The organism is Vibrio sp. R11-SG3-ISO3-SZ (genome assembly GCF_059834345.1).
In genome coordinates this window covers 1-19,156 of the sequence record NZ_JCBDGX010000113.1, presented here as the reverse complement: position 1 = coordinate 19,156, position 19,156 = coordinate 1, and the positions used below count along the sequence as shown (strand labels likewise).

Annotated in this window: 20 protein-coding genes; 6 read left to right on the top strand and 14 right to left on the bottom strand. The window is 50.9% G+C overall.

All coding sequences use genetic code 11. The features are described from left to right. Nucleotides 1–32: 32 nt before the first annotated feature. Nucleotides 33–1,583 (bottom strand): DNA recombination protein RmuC, encoded by a 1,551-nt coding sequence (gene rmuC, locus AC6R1O_RS14125; protein WP_500632512.1) that lies wholly within the window; start codon nt 1,581–1,583, stop codon nt 33–35. Nucleotides 1,584–1,709: 126 nt separating this feature from the next. Between rmuC and AC6R1O_RS14120 the strand changes: the two genes are divergently transcribed. After that, nucleotides 1,710–2,612, top strand: a complete 903-nt coding sequence (locus AC6R1O_RS14120; protein ID WP_500630165.1) for a DMT family transporter — start codon at nt 1,710–1,712, stop codon at nt 2,610–2,612. Here the strand turns inward: AC6R1O_RS14120 and AC6R1O_RS14115 are convergent. The 3 genes from AC6R1O_RS14115 to ftnA form a co-directional block, all read right to left on the bottom strand. After that, a complete protein-coding gene (locus tag AC6R1O_RS14115) occupies nt 2,609–3,802 on the bottom strand; it encodes a BaiN/RdsA family NAD(P)/FAD-dependent oxidoreductase (RefSeq protein ID WP_500657246.1) in 1,194 nt (397 codons plus the stop codon). The two genes, AC6R1O_RS14120 and AC6R1O_RS14115, sit on opposite strands and share 4 nt — an antisense overlap. 118 nt (nt 3,803–3,920) lie before the next feature. Then, nucleotides 3,921–4,244, bottom strand: a complete 324-nt coding sequence (uspB, locus tag AC6R1O_RS14110) for a universal stress protein UspB (RefSeq protein ID WP_334555431.1) — start codon at nt 4,242–4,244, stop codon at nt 3,921–3,923. A gap of 70 nt (nt 4,245–4,314) precedes the next feature. Beyond that, entirely contained in the window at nt 4,315–4,842 is a 528-nt protein-coding gene (gene ftnA, locus AC6R1O_RS14105; protein WP_334555430.1) for a non-heme ferritin, read from the bottom strand. Between the two features lie 157 nt (nt 4,843–4,999). Here ftnA and uspA point away from each other — a divergent pair, with 157 nt between their 5' ends. Together uspA and AC6R1O_RS14095 are read left to right on the top strand one after the other, a co-directional pair. Continuing rightward, nucleotides 5,000–5,425, top strand: coding sequence for a universal stress protein UspA (uspA, locus tag AC6R1O_RS14100; protein ID WP_334555429.1), 426 nt, complete (start codon nt 5,000–5,002; stop codon nt 5,423–5,425). A 57-nt stretch (nt 5,426–5,482) separates the two neighbouring features. Continuing rightward, nucleotides 5,483–6,352 carry a carboxylate/amino acid/amine transporter gene (locus tag AC6R1O_RS14095; protein WP_500657240.1) on the top strand — a complete coding sequence of 290 codons (870 nt, stop codon included), beginning with the start codon at nt 5,483–5,485 and terminating at the stop codon, nt 6,350–6,352. 27 nt (nt 6,353–6,379) lie between these two features. Here AC6R1O_RS14095 and AC6R1O_RS14090 read toward each other — a convergent pair whose 3' ends face one another. Together AC6R1O_RS14090 and AC6R1O_RS14085 are read right to left on the bottom strand one after the other, a co-directional pair. Continuing rightward, a complete protein-coding gene (locus tag AC6R1O_RS14090; protein ID WP_500657239.1) occupies nt 6,380–7,012 on the bottom strand; it encodes a hypothetical protein in 633 nt (210 codons plus the stop codon). Between the two features lie 144 nt (nt 7,013–7,156). Next, nucleotides 7,157–7,936: a class I SAM-dependent methyltransferase gene (locus AC6R1O_RS14085; RefSeq protein WP_500632515.1), complete on the bottom strand. Its 780-nt coding sequence runs from the start codon at nt 7,934–7,936 to the stop codon at nt 7,157–7,159. Nucleotides 7,937–8,102: 166 nt separating this feature from the next. On the opposite strand from AC6R1O_RS14085, the gene asnC reads away from it, so the two are divergent. Beyond that, entirely contained in the window at nt 8,103–8,567 is a 465-nt protein-coding gene (gene asnC, locus AC6R1O_RS14080) for a transcriptional regulator AsnC (protein ID WP_334555425.1), read from the top strand. A gap of 74 nt (nt 8,568–8,641) precedes the next feature. Here the strand turns inward: asnC and tsrA are convergent, their stop codons facing one another. Next, nucleotides 8,642–8,932: an H-NS-like global regulator TsrA gene (gene tsrA, locus AC6R1O_RS14075; protein ID WP_500632516.1), complete on the bottom strand. Its 291-nt coding sequence runs from the start codon at nt 8,930–8,932 to the stop codon at nt 8,642–8,644. A 169-nt stretch (nt 8,933–9,101) separates the two neighbouring features. After that, a complete protein-coding gene (locus tag AC6R1O_RS14070) occupies nt 9,102–10,295 on the bottom strand; it encodes a multidrug effflux MFS transporter (RefSeq protein ID WP_500657238.1) in 1,194 nt (397 codons plus the stop codon). A 119-nt stretch (nt 10,296–10,414) separates the two neighbouring features. On the opposite strand from AC6R1O_RS14070, the gene AC6R1O_RS14065 reads away from it, so the two are divergent. Together AC6R1O_RS14065 and AC6R1O_RS14060 are read left to right on the top strand one after the other, a co-directional pair. Further along, entirely contained in the window at nt 10,415–11,356 is a 942-nt protein-coding gene (locus tag AC6R1O_RS14065; RefSeq protein WP_500630160.1) for a LysR family transcriptional regulator, read from the top strand. 269 nt (nt 11,357–11,625) lie between these two features. Then, nucleotides 11,626–13,419: an aminopeptidase P family protein gene (locus tag AC6R1O_RS14060; protein ID WP_500632518.1), complete on the top strand. Its 1,794-nt coding sequence runs from the start codon at nt 11,626–11,628 to the stop codon at nt 13,417–13,419. A gap of 107 nt (nt 13,420–13,526) precedes the next feature. Here the strand turns inward: AC6R1O_RS14060 and thiH are convergent, their stop codons facing one another. The 6 genes from thiH to thiC all read right to left on the bottom strand — a co-directional run. Beyond that, a complete protein-coding gene (gene thiH, locus AC6R1O_RS14055) occupies nt 13,527–14,654 on the bottom strand; it encodes a 2-iminoacetate synthase ThiH (protein ID WP_500632519.1) in 1,128 nt (375 codons plus the stop codon). A gap of 10 nt (nt 14,655–14,664) precedes the next feature. Further along, nucleotides 14,665–15,441, bottom strand: coding sequence for a thiazole synthase (locus AC6R1O_RS14050; protein WP_500632520.1), 777 nt, complete (start codon nt 15,439–15,441; stop codon nt 14,665–14,667). A gap of 2 nt (nt 15,442–15,443) precedes the next feature. After that, entirely contained in the window at nt 15,444–15,653 is a 210-nt protein-coding gene (gene thiS / locus AC6R1O_RS14045) for a sulfur carrier protein ThiS (protein ID WP_500632521.1), read from the bottom strand. A gap of 2 nt (nt 15,654–15,655) precedes the next feature. Further along, nucleotides 15,656–16,420 carry a HesA/MoeB/ThiF family protein gene (locus tag AC6R1O_RS14040; RefSeq protein WP_500632526.1) on the bottom strand — a complete coding sequence of 255 codons (765 nt, stop codon included), beginning with the start codon at nt 16,418–16,420 and terminating at the stop codon, nt 15,656–15,658. 2 nt (nt 16,421–16,422) lie between these two features. Further along, nucleotides 16,423–17,685, bottom strand: a complete 1,263-nt coding sequence (locus AC6R1O_RS14035; RefSeq protein WP_500632522.1) for a thiamine phosphate synthase — start codon at nt 17,683–17,685, stop codon at nt 16,423–16,425. Between the two features lie 10 nt (nt 17,686–17,695). Next, nucleotides 17,696–19,156 (bottom strand): phosphomethylpyrimidine synthase ThiC (gene thiC, locus AC6R1O_RS14030; protein ID WP_500657237.1); only part of this gene is annotated, 1,461 nt, incomplete at its 5' end.

Below are 19,156 nucleotides of genomic sequence, written 5' to 3'. Positions count from 1 at the left end.
TCTATTCAATACGGCCAAAGCACTGCGGGCGATTAGTTTACTTTATCCTCAGCCGGATGTCTTTCTAGTAAGTGGTCATTTTCACCGCTAAGCTGTGATTCTGGCAGCGTTTCTTGCTCCGCCAGTTCCACCAAATTCATCGAGATTGGTCGTTTGACCTCCACCCCTAATTGCTTAAAGCTCTCCGCTTGTCGAATCACGTTGCCGCGCCCAGTCACCAGTTTATTCATGGCGCCTTGGTAGTTTTGATTGGCCTTATCTAAGGCGCCGCCGAGGCTCTCCATATCATCAACGAATAGGCGCAATTTGTCGTAGAGCTTACTGGCTCGCTGCGCGATGATTTTCGCGTTTTGGCTCTGTCTTTCGTTGCGCCACAAGTTATCGATGGTGCGCAGTGCCACCAGCAAAGTGGTCGGACTGACGAGAATGATATTGTGCTCCATCGCATCTTTGACCAAGCTAGGGTCGGAGGAAATCGCTACTTGGAAGGCAGGCTCGACGGGGATAAACATCAACACATAATCCAAGCTCTGAATGCCTTTGAGTTGATGATAATCCTTGTGTGAAAGCCCTTTGATATGGCTGCGAATAGCGAGTAAGTGCTCACCTAAGGCCTTGTCACGCTGCTGATCGGTCTCGGCATTAAAGTAGCGCTCATAGGCGACCAGCGCCATTTTGGCGTCAATCACCACCTGCTTATCATTGGGCAGATGCACAACCACATCTGGCTGATAACGCTTACCCGCTTCGTTTTGCAGATTCACTTGGGTGTGGTACTCATGCCCTTCCCTTAGGCCAGACTCAGCCAATACTCTCGCCAGAACCACCTCTCCCCAGTTGCCTTGCTGCTTGTTATCACCTTTGAGAGCTTGGGTCAGGTTGAGCGCCTCTTTGGCCATCTGCTCGTTAAGGCGCTGCAAGTTCTTCAGCTCATGCACTAAGGTGTGGCGCTCTTTGGCTTCCACAGTAAAGCTGTCATTGACTTGCTTGCGAAACCCTTCCAACTGCTCTTTGAGCGGCGACAGTAAGGCATCCAAACTCTGTTTATTTTGCTGATCAACGCGCGCCGTTTTCTCATCAAACAGCTGACTGGCGAGGTGTTCAAACTGCTGTTTTAGCCGCTCTTCGGCTTTCTCGAGCAGGGCGAGTTTCTCTTGATTAGCTTGGGTGATCTGCTCATGACGAGCTTCTTGCTCTCTCAAGGTCGCTTCGAGCTGCGCCTTTTCATCACGCATCAGACCAAGTTCGTCGAGGTATTGCTGACGCTCTTGCTTAACGCTGTCAAAGTAACGCAGCTTCTCTAGCACCGCCATCAACTTGCCGTGAGACTGCTTGAGCTCAAATGCCGCTTTGTCCCGCGCTGCATCCAACGCTTCCAGCTCTTGCTCGGCCTCCGCTAAGGCGTTTTTTAACTGGGTGATTTCACTGTGTGAGAGTTGTTGCTGAGTATCAAGCTTGGCACTAAGCAATTGCTGTTGCAAGCGCATTTTCTGGGTGACCCACCAACCGACGACGACGCCACTGGTGACGGCGCTGCCAGCCGCGGTGATAAGAAGAGAAGCGTTATCAAAAATCCATTGCATGAGCGGCGTACATTCATCAAATTCAAGTCATTTGATGGTATTTCACCACTGGATAAATGTCCAGTTTGTAGGGCAATTGGCCTACCGTTAGACTAGCGCATCACTTCACCGTTTTTTAGGCTTACTATGAATGAGCGCCGCGCGCTGGGCTTTGGTTTGTCTGCTGTTTTGCTCTGGTCGACAGTAGCCACCGCGTTTAAATTAACCTTAGCTGAGTTTACTCCAATCCAGATGCTGACGGTCGCCAGTATCGTCTCTGCCCTCGCCTTAACCCTCATCTGCGCCGTGCAAGGCAAGCTCAATACGCTGGTGACCACCTTGACCGCCAATCCGGGCTATTACCTATTACTGGGGATCATCAACCCGCTGGCGTATTACATCATTTTGTTTAAAGCCTACGATCTCCTGCCTGCCTCACAAGCGCAGGCGATTAACTACAGCTGGGCAATCACCCTCACCCTAATGGCGGCGGTATTTTTAGGTCAAGCCATCCGTAAGCAAGATTGGGTCGCGTGCTGTTTGAGCTACCTCGGCGTCATTGTTATCGCCACCAAAGGCAACGTATTGGCGCTCGATTTTGATAGCCCGCTAGGGGTTGGGCTGGCGTTGCTCTCAACGCTGCTGTGGGCAGGGTATTGGATCTTAAACACCAAAAACAAAGCCGACCCTGTGGTCGGCGTGTTGCTCGGTTTTCTCGTCGCGATCCCTTTCGCTCTAGGGCTGACGTGGTGGGAAGGAGCTAGCTTTGCCGCCATTTCTCCTCAAGGTTGGCTGGCGGTCAGCTATGTCGGACTGTTTGAAATGGGCGTCACCTTCGTCTTGTGGCTCAGCGCCTTAAAATCCACTCACAATACCGCGAGAATCAGTAACCTTATCTTCGCCTCGCCGTTTATCTCTTTGATCTTACTGGCGACCATCATCGGCGAAGCCATTCACCCCAGCACTCTCATCGGCCTTGTGTTGATTATTGCCGGGCTCGTCATTCAACAGGTGAAGTGGAAAAAGAAAGCGCAATGGGCGCGAGATTAAACCCACTGCCCCGCTACATAACCGGAGCTCCAGCACCACTGGAAATTGTAGCCCCCTAGCCAGCCGGTGACGTCGACGACTTCGCCGATAAAGTAGAGGCCTGTGATCGCTTTGCACTCCATGGTTTTCGACGATAAGTGATCGGTATTGACGCCGCCTAGGGTGACCTCGGCGGTGCGGTAACCTTCTGTCCCATTGGGGGTAATGCTCCAATGCTCTAACGTGTTAGCCACGTCTTCCAGAGCCTTGCTGCTAAATTGCTTTAGCGGTTTGTCTTCAAGGGTTTTGCGCTCGATCAGCACTTCAACCAGTCGCTTGGGGAGCACTTTCGCTAAGGTGTTTTTCAAGGTTTGATTAGGGTGTTTTTCCAATGAGCGCGTTAGCAAAGCTTGCACATCGACATCGGGCACCAGGTTCACTTCAACCGCTTCGCCCGGGGTCCAGTAGGAGGAGATTTGCAATACCGACGGGCCAGACAGACCACGGTGGGTAAACAGCAGCGCCTCTTTGAATTTGGTGTTGTTTTTAGCGGTGATTTCAACCGGAATCGCAATCCCTGACAGCTCAGAAAAATCGTCTTTGTCTTCTTTATGCAGCGTAAACGGCACCAAGGCCGCACTGGTTGGAAGGACCTCAAGGCCGAACTGCTCTGCCACTTTGTAACCAAAGGGGGTTGCGCCAAGCTTGGGCATCGACAGGCCGCCGGTGGCGATGACGAGGGATTCGCACTCAATCGCATGGCCATTGGTCGTCAGAGAAAAGCCATTGGCTTGCTGCTCGATGTTGTCAACGGCTTGCTGGTAGCGAAATTGGATACTCGGTTTATCGCACTCGGCGAGAAGCATTTTAACGATGTCTTTGGAGTCATAGTCACCGACACAAAACAGCTGACCATGATCGCGCTCTTCAAACTCGATGCCGTATTTGTAGATCATCGAGATAAAGTCCCAGTTGGTGTACTGTGCCAAGGCCGATTTAACAAAATGCGGGTTGCGTGACAGGTAGTGTTTGGCAGACACATCGTAGTTGGTAAAGTTGCAGCGGCCGCCCCCGGCGATGAGGATTTTTCGGCCCGGTTTCTTAGCATGATCCAGCACTAACACGCGACGGCCCCGCTCTCCTGCTTGGGCGGCACACATCAGGCCCGCCGCACCGGCGCCAATCACTACTACATCAAACTTCTCTGCCATGGTGGTTACTAACTCTGTCATGATTCAATAAAAAAGGATGTGCACTGAGCACATCCTTCGCAATAGGTGGCTATTTTAACGGCTATTGCCTACCTTGCCAATTTAAAGGCGCCGATCATCAAAGAATAAACGCTGCCAGTAAGGTCACCGCGAGCAATGAGGTGGTGAGTATGAACAGCTCTCTGACGCGATCACATTTGCCCGTGAACACTTCATCGTGATGATGGTGATACTCTTTGCTTTTGATGTAATGGAACAGGCGTACCTGCTTGGCCATATTGCCGTGCGTGGTAAAGAAACCGTTGCCGTCGACTTGCTGGTACAAAAGAGGATGCGCCTCGCGCATGATGTATATCAGAGAACGCAGTGCAGTGAGGTAACGGGCCATGTTCACCGCCGTTACAAGCATCAACGTGAATAGAATGGTGTCTGCATTGATCATCTTTTCCTCCCTACATCTTCATAGGTTACCGAAGAAAAGACGATCCCATCAGAGCATCTTTCGCTGACAATTATTCAGCGGCGGTATCCATAATAGAAGATGAACCTTCTTTTGCTAAAGCAGCTAGGTCTTTATCGATGAAGAACAACGCCTTACCATCTTCACCAACCAGTTCTAGCTTGTCTAAAATCCCTTTAAACAACTTCTCTTCTTCGTGCTGCTCTGCAACGTACCACTGCAAGAAGTTGAATGTTGAGTAATCTTGAGAAGTAAACGCAACGTGAGCCAATTTGTTGATTTTTTGCGTAATCATTTGCTCATGTTCATAGGTCTCGCGAAAGACTTCACCTAGGCTCTCAAATTCATGTTTTGGTGCATCAATGGCACCTAGAATCGGCATTGCCCCCGTTTCACTCACATACGTGAATAAACGCTGCATGTGCTCCATCTCTTCAACGGCGTGTTTGCGTAAAAATTCGGCCGCGCCTTCAAAGCCTTTGTCCTCACACCAAGCACTCATTTGTAAGTATAGATTGGATGAAAAGAATTCGAGATTAATTTGCTCATTCAATTGCTCGACCATCGCTTGTGACAGCATTTCGCACTCCTACTAAGTCTATGAACTTAAACTGACTATATCATGCTAGCCACCATAACACTTTGTATGGTGAATGTGGATATGAGATCACCTTGGCAAAAAATTGACCAGCGAGGTGCTAATCTAACTTTAGGCGAGCGAAATAAGAGGATTCGGTATGAGCTATCAACACATTCTAGTGGCCATCGACCTGTCTGAAGACAGCAAACTGCTGGTAGACAAAGCGGTCTCCTTGGCCAAGCCGCTCGACGCGGCGGTCTCATTCATCCACATTGATGTCAACTACGCCGAGTTGTATACCGGCCTCATCGACATCAACCTGGCGGAGACGCAACATCAAGCTATTGAGGCATCGCAAAAGCAATTGCAAAACCTTGCGGACCACGCCAACTTCCCTATTAAACATACCCTAGTGGGCAGTGGCGACTTAGGTAATGAGCTGTGCGATACCATTCAAGAGTTCAACGTCGATCTTGTGGTGTGTGGCCACCATCAAGACTTTTGGAGCAAACTGCTCTCCTCGACTCGTCAGTTGATCAATTGCTCACCGGTCGACATGTTGGTTGTACCACTAAAAGACTGATTCAACGGTTGAATTGAGATAAAATAATCAGATAGTTTTTGATAATGAGTCTTAATCATGTTTTATCTCTCTTCGGTCACCGTACTGTGGGCGTTCTCCTTCAGTTTGATTGGTGTCTATTTGGCAGGCCAAGTCGACGCGTGGTTTTCGGTTTTAATGCGCGTCGCCTTAGCAAGCTTGGTTTTCCTGCCTTTCCTGAAATTTAAAGGGGTTGAGAAATCCCTGATTGCCAAATTGATGGTCGTTGGCGGCTTTCAACTTGGCTTGATGTACTGTTTCTACTATCAATCCTTCCTGCTTCTGTCTGTACCAGAAGTCTTGCTATTCACGGTGTTCACGCCGATTTACGTGACGTTAATCTACGATCTGCTCAAGGGTCGCTTTTCACCTTGGTATTTGGTTACCGCGGCGATCGCAGTGGCTGGCGCTGCCTTTATCAAGTTTGCCGGAGTCAATGAGCATTTCTTGCTTGGCTTTATGGTGGTGCAAGGAGCCAATCTCTGCTTCGCTATCGGCCAAGTGGGCTACAAATACTTGATGGAAAAGCAGCAAGTCGCCCTGCCACAGCATACGGTCTTTGGTTACTTTTATTTGGGCGCACTGGCTGTCGCACTCATCGCGTTTGCGCTGATGGGCAACAGTGAGAAATTGCCGAGCACGGCAACGCAATGGGGCGTTCTGACCTACTTAGGCTTGATTGCGTCTGGGTTGGGGTATTTCGCGTGGAATAAAGGCGCGACCATGGTGAATGCTGGTGCGCTGGCGGTGATGAATAATGCGTTGGTCCCCGCTGGGCTTATCGTCAATATCGTGATCTGGAATCGCGATGTCGACCTGACGAGACTGACCATTGGCGGCGCTATTATTGTCCTTTCACTTTGGGTCAACGAAACCTGGGTGAAAAAGCGTGTAACCAACGCCGCGTAAATCCAAAGTCTAGCGCCTAGTCTAAGGTTAATGCACCTTGGCTTGGCGCTTCTCTGTCTCTGCTAAGCCGGTTGGCCAAGAGTGGATTACGTCTAACTTGGCCTGCAGTTTAGCCTGCTTTTTACTGAGTTTTTGCTGTTTTTTCAGCGTTTTTAGCCACTTCTTCTGCTGCTTATAAGCACGTTTGAGCTCTTTTCTCGCTTTCTTGAACGCCTTTTTATCCATCAAATCGAACGTCTCTACTACCGGCGTCAAGGCATTCACGGACGTCAGGGTATTTAACTCAACGTCAGCTTTGCGTGCTTTCACTCGCGCAATGACGCGCTGCACGGCTTGCGCTTGTTGCTCTTCACGCTTTGTCTCGATCGCTTGAGCGACATTCTGCGTATCTGAAGGCGCAGAAGCCACTGCCGCTTGTTGAGGTCCGAATAGTGCAGATTCAGCTCGCGCAGAGAGAGGCTTAAGGATTTTAGGTGTATGAGTCGTTGGCTGGGTATGGGCAGCCGCCGCAATTGACGCCGGTTTGCATAAGTGTTGTTTACTGTGACTGGCACGCGCACAAGAGCGGCAGACAAACTTGGGTTCAACCACGAGCTTTTCTATCTCACCCAAACTGTGTGCGACTTGTTTACGACTCAACTTGCACAAACGCTTTGCCATCGACTCACCTTAAAAAGAATACGAATAGTTCTTAGTAAGATATATAGTCATCAGACGGGCTTGGCAAGCGTTATTTTCCACCGCCATAAAGCACGGTGTGGTGAGTATAAATAGAATCAGGCACTTAGCTCATGGCCGAATTAACTAACTCATGGCTGCATTAACATAGACATCAAAGCGGTTTTTCTTGGTCTCTATCGCCATCGCCGGTTTGACACCATCTAGCCAATCAGCGTAGTCGGGGCGTTTGACCACCACTCTTTTCGTCGCCAGCGCAAGGGCTGGCGTGAGTAGGCCGTCTGCGTCGTGATCGGCGCCCACAAGCGTTTGAAATACGCGCATCTCTTTTTTCACTAACGCGCTTTTCTTTTTGTTCTCAGGATGAGGGTACATGGGATCTAGGTAGACCACATCAGGGCGCACAAAATCAGGCTGACTTGCGAGCGTTTCCAGCGCGTTGTGGCTCGATGCGTGCAGCAGTGACATTCGCTCACTGACCCAGACGCCGATTTCTGGGTCCTGTTTGGCGCGTTCTAAGCCATCATCCAGTAGCGCCGCCACCACAGGGTGACGCTCCACCATCTGCACCTGACAGCCCAAAGAGGCCAATACAAACGCATCTCGCCCAAGGCCAGCGGTGCCATCAAGCACTGTCGGCACCACGCCTTTGTTGAGCCCGGCCGCTTTGGCGATCGCTTGCCCTTTTCCGCCCCCAAACTTGCGGCGATGCTCAGCGGCGCCTCCCGCCAGGTCGACATAAATCGCCCCTAATTTAGGCTCATCGGTTTTGCGAAGTTCCAAGCGCTGCGCCGTCAGCACCAAAGCAAACGGACTGGTGTCACTGTGGCTAAGCCCCCAGCGAGCAGCAATATCGTTCAGTTGTTGGTTCTGTTCAGGGTGTTCGCAGAGAAGTTGCAAATCCACTATCGGCTCCGGTGTAGGTCAGTGTTGAGGGACGCGTGCGCGTCAGTGTAATGGATTTTAGCTGGCTCTACCTAACAGTTTCCCCACTTCGCTACGAACAAATCGCCATTGATGTCTTCGCCCGTTCGCGGCAATAATAGTCTTTCTATTTTCAACAAGGCTGACTATGCAAGCTCACTCCACCAAGCTCGATGACCTCGACAAAGCGATTTTGAAAACCTTAATGGAAGATGCGCGGACGCCCTACGCCGAAATGGCGAAGCAATTTGATGTCAGCCCTGCAACCATTCACGTTCGAATAGAAAAGATGAAGTCAGCCGACATCATTCAAGGCACGGAAGTGATTGTCGATACGAAAAAACTCGGTTACGACGTCTGCTGCTTTATTGGTATTAACCTCAACGCGGCGCGCGATTATCACTCAGCTTTGCAAAAACTCAATGCTCTAGAGGAAGTGGTGGAAGCGTATTACACGACGGGCGCGTACAACATCTTCGTCAAATTGATGTGTCGCTCGATTGAGGAGCTGCAACACGTACTGATCGATAAGTTGCAAGCCATCGACGAAGTGCAATCCACCGAAACCCTCATCTCTTTGCAGAACCCCATCAATCGCAACGTCAATCCATAAAAAAAGCTCGCGTTGTGCGAGCTTTCTATCCAATCTAACTGAACGAATCCAACTGACCCGATCGAATCGGCAGGTTATTTGCCTTGGTTTTCCATGTACTGCTTGAGCTGCTCCGCTGAGATGCCCTGCTGGGTAAGTTGCTTTGCGATGATGTCTAGCTGCTCGCCTTTACGTGACTCAATCACTTGCTGAAAATGGAACACGATATCGCGCAACACATCGAGCGGGACTTGCTTGGCGGCACTGCGAATACGCTCGCTGCTCTGATTGCCGAGCTCGTGAATTAATTTACCAAACATCACTTTCTCTGGAGACTCTTCAAGCTGCTCCATCAAACGCGCTTTTTCGTACGTCGTCATCGACATGGTGGTGGTTTTTCCATCGTTACAAGATTAACTCGCCTCAATATACAAGGATATTTTGCCTTGTAAAGCTAAGCGCGCCCTTGCCTAGTGATGTGAGCAAGGTGTCGACAACAACTTACTCATAGCAGCTTATTTATTACGGTTTACTCATAACATCTATTCGTAACACCTACTCATAACAGTAGTGCCACTCTCTGCCCGCTTTGGTCCACAAAATCAGTAGCGCAGGTGTGATGATGAGCATCAATGAGGCGATAAGCACTTGCGGCTCCCACCCAAAACGCTGCATGGTGCCGACGACTAAGCCCGCTCCACTCATTTGGAACAGCCCGAGTAGCGCAGCGGCGGTGCCCGCTTTGTCACCGAACGGGGCAAGCGCCTTACCAGCCGCCGCACCGAGAATCCACGCAAAACCAATCGAGGATAGGAAGATTGGCAGCATAAAGGCAAAGGCACTTGCTTGCGTCGCCATTGCTAGCATCACGATACCGCCTAATCCCAACAACAAGATGCCGACATTGAGCGTGGTGTGCGTGCCGAACTTATCCATAAATCTAGGCGCTGTCATGCACGCGACAATGTTGATCACCGCATTGATTCCAAACCAAAAGGTAAAAGCGTTCATGCTTAAACCAAGATTTTCCATCAGCACCACGGGGGCTGAGGTGACATAACCGAGAATCACCGCCATCGCCAACATACACAAGGATGCGTGGAACAAAAACGTCGGTGTACTCAGCACTTGCCAATAGCGTCGTAGACGAAATACCGGCGCGGTGCTGACTTGCGGATTGGTCTCTTTAAGGCCAAACGACATCGCCACCAGACCAATCAACGCGAATCCGGCCATAAAGCTGAAGTTGGCGCGCCATCCAAATTGCTGAGTGAGCCATGCACCAAGAATCGGCGCCAACGCAGGGATAAAACAGATGGCTCCGTTGAGATAGCTGATCATCTTGCCACTTTTCTGTGGACCGAACATATCGCGAACTGTTGCAAAGGCGGCCACCGATGTCGCGCACGCTCCTAAGCCTTGCAGCAAGCGCGAAACCAGCATCCACTCGATGTTTTGAGCACTCCACGCCAATAAAGCGCTCGCGGCGTAGATGCTGATCCCACCTAATGCAACAGTTCGACGTCCTAGCTTATCCGCCAGCGGGCCAGCAAACAGTTGGCCGACCCCCATCGCGAACAAAAACCATGTGATAGTATCTTGTGCTAAGGCGTGTTCCACGTGAAACGCTTGAGAAATTTGTGGCAACGCAGGCAGATAAATATCAATTGCCAGCGGGCTAAACAGCACCAACAGGGTCAAAAGAATGAATTGAAGTTTGCCGTAGATGATCGGGTTGTCAGCGTTCACTGCTCGCCTCTTTTAAAATGATTATGCACAAGAAAGGATGAAACTCGGCAAAGTCTAAGTTAGTCTAGATATGACATCCAATGACAAATCATCATTTAAGTTATTCCTTAGGGAAATGTATGAATATAGAGAAGCTTGCTCGCTTAGATTTGAATTTACTGGTGTGCCTCAAGATTCTTACTGAAGAGCTGAATGTAACACGTGCCGCTCACCGATTATGCCTCAGCCAATCTGCGGTCAGTAAGAACCTCGCCAAGTTGCGTGACCAATTCGATGACCCTCTGTTCGTGCGCCAAGCGTATGGGCTAAAGCCGACGCCCAAAGCCCTCTTTCTTAAGCCTAAATTGGATGCGCTGATCCATCAGTTAGAGCTACTGACGCAACCCGAGCAGTTTCAGCCTGACAGCAGTGATTACAAGTTTCAAATCGCCGCGGTAGAGAGTGTCTACCCGCTGATTCTGCCCCACTTTCTACCCGAGATTTTTAAACGCGCCCCCGGGGTCACCATCAGCACCCACTCTTGGTCCGATCAAACCTTTAAGCTGCTGCAAAAAGGCGAAATTGATCTTGGTATTACCGGCAAGGACATCGACATCAATGATGCCAAGCTGACTATGTTGCCGCCGAGTGATATTAGTGAACAAGAGATCTACCGTGATAACCAGATGTGTTTATTGCGCGCGGATCACCCTGCCTTGAGCCGTCCTTGGACGTTAGAACAGTTTCTTAGCCAACGTCATGTTCAAGTACGCTGCGATGGCAACGATCGCTGGCTACTTGATTATCGCCTTGCCGACATCGGCAAAGAGCGCGATATCGCCATCACTGTGCCGGACTTCAACAGCGCCGCCAGTCTGTGTTCCTACACGGACTTTGTCTTTACCGCGCCAAGCCACTTCGTCAAGCTTGCCTCGAAACAGCTTAACCTCGCGGTGCTGCCACTGCCGTTAGAATTTCCGCCCATGGCCTATACCCTGTTTTGGCATCGCGACCGAGAGAACGACCCGGCCCTTGCCTGGCTCAGACAAATTATCCGCGAAAAGACGACCGCGTTACGATAACCGCGCTACGTTAGCCGCGTTGCGATAACCCCGTGCAATGCTAGTCACGTGACGACAACTGCGCTGATTTTACGTCACGTAGTCAGTTAACCTTACCCCGCGATCCATACCCGGCTATCGATGCAGACCATTTGCAGCGCTCTGGTAAAAGGAGTAGCTTAATGGCCATAGTCCAAGCCCAAAACGTGATTCGCCCGCTCATCAAGATGCGCGGTCATTGCGAGTCTAAGACGTCGGATGGACACCTCAAATAACTGAAGGATTCACAGATGCTAAACACCACTGAACAACGATTGACAGCCATCAAAGAGTGGCTGGTTCAGAACAATATCGATGCCCTTTTTGTGCCCCATGAAGACGAATACTTGGGCGAGTACATTCCTGCGCACAACGAACGCCTGCATTGGCTAACCGGCTTCACTGGTTCAGCCGGGGCCGCGGTGGTCACACAAACAAAAGCAGCGGTATTTGTCGATGGTCGATACACGGTGCAAGTCACCAAGCAAGTCCCTAGCGAGCTGTTCGAATACCGCCATTTAATTGAAGAGCCGGCATTAGACTGGCTGCTCAGTGAGCTACAACCCGGCAGCGTCGTCGCCATTGACCCACGCATGCACAATGCAGGCTGGCTGGAGTCTGCGCAAACCAAACTGGCGGACAAACTTGAACTCAAGCTGTTAACAACTCACCCCATCGACGCACTGTGGCATGATCGCCCAGCCGCCCTCGAATCACCTGCGCGCTTAATGCCGATTGAATCCGTCGGTCAAACCTCATCATCCAAACGTGAAGAGATTGCCAAGCAACTGACAAAGCAGAACCTTGATGCTGCAGTCGTGACCGCGCTCGACTCTATCTGCTGGCTGCTTAATGTGCGTGGCCTCGACGTCTCTCGCCTGCCCGTATTATTGTCTCACGCGATTATTCACCGCGACGCCAGTGTCGATTTCTTTATTCGCCAAGAACGTCTGCCGCAAGGCTTTGCTGAGCATGTTGGTACCGGTGTCAGAGTTCATGCTCCCGAGTCCCTGGAGTCTATTCTTAACTCGCTTAATGGACGCCGAGTATTACTTGACCCAGCGACGAGCAATGCGTGGTTTAAATTGACACTGCAAAACAGTGGCGCGCATGTCGTAAGTGCAGCCGATCCTTGCTTGCTGCCGAAAGCGCAAAAAAATGCGGTCGAAATTGAGGGCATGAAAGCGTGTCATGTGCGCGATGGCGTCGCCATGGTCAAGTTCCTCTCTTGGCTTGATAACGAAGTCGACAACGGCCAACTTCACGATGAAGCCTACCTAGCCGACCGTTTAGAAGCGTACCGTCGTGAGGATGAAACGTTAGTAGACCTAAGTTTTGATACCATCTCCGCAGCAGGCAGCAACGGGGCAATGTGTCACTACAACCACGAAAACCAACCGACCCCGGGTCAGTTGAGCCTGAACTCTCTCTACCTTGTCGACTCTGGCGGCCAATACCTCAACGGAACGACGGACATCACACGTACTGTGGCCATCGGTCAACCTAGCGACGAGATGATCAAGCAGTTTACCTTAGCGCTCAAAGGTCATATTGGTGTCGCACGTGCCCGTTTTCCAAAAGGAACACGCGGCTATCAAATTGATACCCTTGCCCGTCAACACCTATGGGCAGAAGGCTTTGACTATGACCACGGTACGGGCCACGGTGTCGGCCACTTCCTCAGTGTCCATGAGGGACCAGCAAGCATTTCCAAACGACAAATTGATGTGGCTTTGATGGAAGGTATGGTGCTCTCCAATGAGCCCGGTTATTACCGCGCCGATGCGTTTGGCATTCGTATTGAGAACTTAGAACTCGTAGTGGAAACTCCAACACAAGGTGATTTCCCTGTATTGAGCTTCGAGTCACTCACACGTTGCCCGATTGATAAGCGCAACATCAACATTGATATGTTGACCAAACCAGAGCTCGCTTGGCTTAATGATTACCACCAAAAAGTGTGGAATGACCTCAGCCCATTGGTCGATGGTGAGGTAAGAACGTGGTTAGAGCGCGCAACATCGCCCATCGCTCACCGCGACTAATCGTGCTTTGAACACTCGGTAGATCTGCATATCGCGTGAAGTTGAATGAAAAGGCTCTCAACATGAGAGCCTTTTTTAATTGTGGCGTGGTTGTTTCACGTGAAACATTATCCTGAATAGATTGCGTTCCAGTCTCGCCAAACCGGGTCATACCCTTTCGAGCGTAACGCCTGCTCGACTGATTCAGCACTTCGCTCATCGCTGATCTCAAACTGCTCCAACTCGACGTCTTGCATCGCATATCCGCCGGGTTGTGTTTTTGATGCGGCGGACATGGATGTCACACCCAGTGGCAACACATTGTCCCTAAACTGCGGCGACTCTCGTGTCGATAACGAAAGCTCAACCGTCGGATTCAACAACCGATAGGCACAGATTAACTGAACCAACTGCTTATCACTCATCACGGATTTAGGTTGAATCACCCCTTCCGATGCATTGCCCTCACAAGGACGAAGCCGTGGAAAAGAAATCGAGTAACGAGTTTGCCAGTAGGTACGCTCTAAGTAGTCAAGGTGTGCGGCGACATAAAAGCAATCCGTGCGCCAATCGTCCAAGCCGATGAGCGCGCCTATACCGATCTTATCGATCCCTGCTCTCGCCAAACGATCCGGCGTTTCCAAGCGATAGTCAAAATCTGTTTTGTTGCCCCTCAAATGGTGCTGAGCATAAGTGCGACGATGGTAGGTTTCCTGATAGACCATTACTGCATCGAGGCCCAAGGATTTCAGTTCACGGTACTGCCCTTCATCAAGCGGCTGTACTTCCATTGCCAAGTAGTTAAAGTGCGCTTTAACAAGTGGCAGTGCGCGGCGAAAGTAGTCCATCCCCACTTTGGTTTGGTGCTCACCGGTGACCAAAAGCACACTGTCGAATTTCATCGACTTAATAGCGTCTATCTCTGCCGTGATTTCTTGCTCTGTCAGCGTACGGCGTTTAATGCGGTTCTCCATTGAAAAACCACAGTAGGTACACGCGTTGGCGCACAAGTTGGAGAGATAAAGCGGGATATACAATCCAATCGTGTTGCCAAACCGTTTGCGCGTGAGCGCAAAGGATTGCTGCGCCATTTGCTCAAGGTAAGGCTCTGCCGCAGGTGAAATCATGGCTTTAAAATCTTCGAGATCACGCTTAGATTTCGCCAATGCGCGTTCCACATCCTGATGTGTTTTCGCGTAAATCGACAGCCTGATGTCATCCCAGTCCATGCGTTGATGAATCGATACAAAACTCATTCTGCGTCCCTCACTCTAGGAAGGCGGTTAATGGGCTAGAGGCAACAGCATGGGTGACCTGACCAGCCAAGCCGGATTCAAACGCTATCCGCCCGCTTTCCACCGCCATCTTAAACGCATGCGCCATAGCAACTGGATTGCTCGCTGCCGCGATCGCGGTATTCACCAACACCGCATCTGCGCCTATTTCCATCGCTTTTGCCGCATGAGACGGAGCACCAATCCCGGCATCGACGATGACGGGGACACCAGCTTGGTCGATGATGATCTCCAAAAAGTCTTGCGACGCCAGCCCTTTGTTCGAGCCTATGGGAGCACCTAGAGGCATCACTGCTGCGCAGCCCACCTCTTCTAAACGCTTACACAACACTGGGTCTGCGTGGCAATACGGCAAAACAATAAAGCCATCTTTGACCAACTGCTGTGCCGCTTTGAGGGTTTCAATTGGGTCAGGCATCAGGTATTTGGGATCAGGATGAATCTCGAGTTTAAGCCACTGTGTGCCCAAGGCTTCACGTGCTAAGTGTGCGGCGAAAATGGCGTCTTGTGCAGTTTTTGCTCCAGAGGTATTCGGTAATAGATTCACGCCAGCGGCAATCAACGGCGCTAAGATATCATCTTGCTTATCATGGATATCGACGCGCTTGAGCGCCATAGTCGCCAGTTGCGATCCCGACGCCTCAATAGCGCGCGCCATGGTAGTACTGTTCGAAAACTTACCCGTGCCGGTAAACAGACGCGAGTCAAACACTTTGCCCGCGATAGTAAGCGGTGTTATTGGCGCCATGATCAGCCTCCTGCAATGGCTTGAAATAGTGCGATGGCATCGCCTTGATGGACGATATGTCTGCCCCACTCGCTGCGCGGAACGACACAGTTATTGATGGCAAACACACACCCCACCTCCACGAGCGATAACTCAGCAATGAGCGCCGTTAATGTTGTCCCTGCTTGAGTCGTATGTGTTTCACCATTGACGGTGATAGTGATGGGTTCCATGTTCATTCCTTAACGATGTTTGACTGACACACATGACAAGTGGCATCCACTGAGATAGTTAACGTCTGCCAGCGCATCGTGAGTCCATCAAATAGGTGTAATGTCGATGGGCTAAGTTGTGGCTCATCAAGGACTAACCATTGAATCGCCGCCAGCGCTTGGTAATTACCTAACGTCCCTACCACCGGACCTACCACGCCAAGTTCACTGCATTTTTGACCAGAAGGAAGTGAATCGAACGGGTATAGGCAGTGGTAGCATGGACTATCTTGCTGATAGTCAAACAACGCGAACTGCCCTTGCCACCCAATGGCCGAGGCCGAGATCAAAGGTGTCCGGTTTTTGAAGCAGAGCCGATTGATTTGCTGGCGCGTTTCAAGGTTGTCTGTGCAATCAAGCACGATGTCGGCAAGCATGATCTCAAGCGCAAGCTGGGTATCATCGAGCCGCTGCTCAATCGCACGAAGGCGGATCAAAGGGTTGAGGTTCTCTAATTGACTCTTAGCCGCCAACGCTTTGCTCTGCCCTTGGTCATCGTTTCGATAGATGACTTGGCGCTGAAGATTGCTTAGCTCGACACTGTCATCATCCACCAACACCAATTTGCCCACACCAGCGGACGCTAAATAAAGGCTTGCCGCCGACCCGAGGCCACCACAACCAATCAGCAACACATGAGCATTCGCCAACTTAGCTTGTCCTTGTTCGCCCCATTGCGGCAACGACACTTGTCTTTGGTAACGTAAGAACGCCTCGTCAGACAGCATAGTCATCCCTGCTCTCCTACTTGCTTGTTTGCCTTCATCAACTCAGTAAAAGCCGCAATGACCGGTTTTGGGTCGTCGGCGAGCGTAATCGCGCGCACGACAGCCAGGCTTGAGACGCCGCACTGCCACACCATCGCAGCGTTACCTTGGTCGATACCGCCAATCGCAACCGTAGGAAAGCCCGTACCTTGCGAGCGAGGAATTGAATCAATCAACTGTTGATAAAGCTTCAAGCGCACCAAACCTTGCGGCTTTGAAGGCATAACTTTGGTCGTAGTTGGGAAGATATGCCCGAGTGCGATGTAGCTTGGCGCAATCTGCACAATACGCAGCAGTTCGTAATAGCCGTGTGTCGAGAGCCCTAAAGCGATACCTGCCTGTGACAATGCCTGCAAGTTCGACGCTTCAATATCTTCTTGGCCAAGGTGAACACCGAATGCACCGTGCTTTATCGCCAACTGCCAATGATCGTTGATAAACACGTGTGCTTGATATTGCTGACCCAATGCAATTGCACGAATTACCTGCGCTTCCAAATCGGCTTGCTGTGGATCTTTGATGCGCAGCTGTATAGTTTTAATGCCTAGAGGCAGCAATCGTTCAATCCAACGGACATCGTCGACCACCGGATAGAGACCCAACACCTCTTTCGCCATAGAGGGAAAAGAGATCGCGCGGCCTTCAGTTTTCCAACCGACACGAATGCCGAGAGTTTCGTCTTCCAGGACAGGCGTAGGAAATTGCTCAAAACAACATGGCCATTGAGATGTTTCACGTGAAACATGCCCCATCGCACGTGCGAGCGTCAGTGCATCTTCAACGGGAAAATCGAGCGCCCGCAAGGTGATAAACCATGCGAAGTGCTGTGTAGGATCAAGCGCCATTTGGTGGACATTAAGCGCACGCACTTCAGCATGAGCACGCGTGCTGTGTTGCCAAATATCGAGCACGCGCCCTTCGCACCTTGCGCCAATAACGATCGCATGCGGGGCATAGTCCGCCAGCGAGACATCACCCTCTGCAACTGAGTACACCAGTTGATGGATGTTTTGTTCGCTGTCGTCACTGAGAGAGGAAGACTCAGAGACTTGCGTATCCCGAGCAATCCAAACAGAAGAAGACGCACCGCGCAGTTCAACCGTCGACTCAGCCCCTTCAATCAACTGAATCTCTCGTGTGGCAAACCCTTGCTCGCCGGCTAATGCCAAGCATTGCGCGATATCATCGCGCAATGTGGGCTCTGAGTGAGGAATCACAATTTTCATCGTCGCGTTCCTACGACTCTGCACTTTCAGGCTGAGCGGCAGGATGATACAACTCAGAACCCGATTGACGGAACTCCTCTGACTTTTGGCGCATCCCTTCAAGTGGATCATCGAGCATTTTAACGGAGATGGCTTGGTCGGCTTCGACTTGTTGCGTGTCTTTAGCGTACTCGCGCACTTCCTGAGAAATTTTCATCGAACAGAATTTTGGTCCACACATTGAACAAAAGTGAGCCACTTTGCCCGACTCTTGCGGCAAAGTTTCATCGTGGAAAGCTCGCGCTGTATCAGGGTCAAGCGACAAATTGAACTGATCCTCCCAGCGGAACTCAAAGCGAGCTTTTGAGAGCGCATTGTCACGAACCTGAGCACCAGGGTGGCCTTTAGCCAAATCCGCCGCATGCGCCGCAAGTTTATAAGTAATCAAGCCCGTCTTAACGTCTTCTTTATTGGGTAGACCCAAGTGCTCTTTCGGCGTCACATAGCAGAGCATCGCACAGCCGTACCAGCCGATCATCGCAGCGCCAATGCCAGAGGTAATATGATCGTACCCAGGGGCAATATCGGTCGTCAGAGGACCCAAAGTGTAGAATGGCGCTTCGTGGCAGTGCTCTAGCTGCTCATCCATATTGGCTTTGATCATGTGCATAGGTACATGCCCAGGGCCTTCAATGATCACCTGCACGTCATACTCCCACGCGATCTTAGTCAGTTCACCCAACGTGCGTAGCTCAGCAAACTGCGCTTCATCATTGGCATCGGCCACCGAACCTGGACGCAAGCCATCACCGAGCGAAAGCGCGACATCGTACTTGGCACAAATTTCACAAATTTCGCGGAAGTGGGTGTAAAGGAAGCTTTCTTGATGGTGAGCGAGACACCACTTAGCGATGATCGAGCCGCCGCGAGAGACAATACCCGTGACACGTTTGGCCGTCATCGGCACATAATGCAACAGCAAACCGGCATGAATCGTGAAGTAATCGACGCCCTGCTCAGCTTGCTCAATCAAGGTGTCTCGCATCACTTCCCAATTGAGGTTTTCTGCAATGCCATTCACTTTTTCAAGCGCTTGGTACATAGGCACGGTACCAATCGGGACTGGGCTGTTACGTAGAATCCACTCTCGAGTCTCGTGAATATTGCGTCCGGTCGACAAATCCATCACCGTATCGCCACCCCAACGTGTTGCCCAAACCAATTTCTCAACTTCTTCCTCAATGGAAGAGGTCACGGAGGAGTTACCAATATTGGCGTTCACCTTGACCAAGAAGTTGCGACCAATGATCATTGGCTCCGCTTCCGGGTGGTTGATGTTGGATGGAATGATGGCACGGCCCGCGGCCACTTCTTGGCGGACAAACTCAGCACTGATGTCCTTTGGCAAGTGGGCCCCAAAGCTTTGACCTGGATGCTGTTGGTTCAACACCTCATCGCGATAACGAGCACGCCCCATGTTTTCACGCAGAGC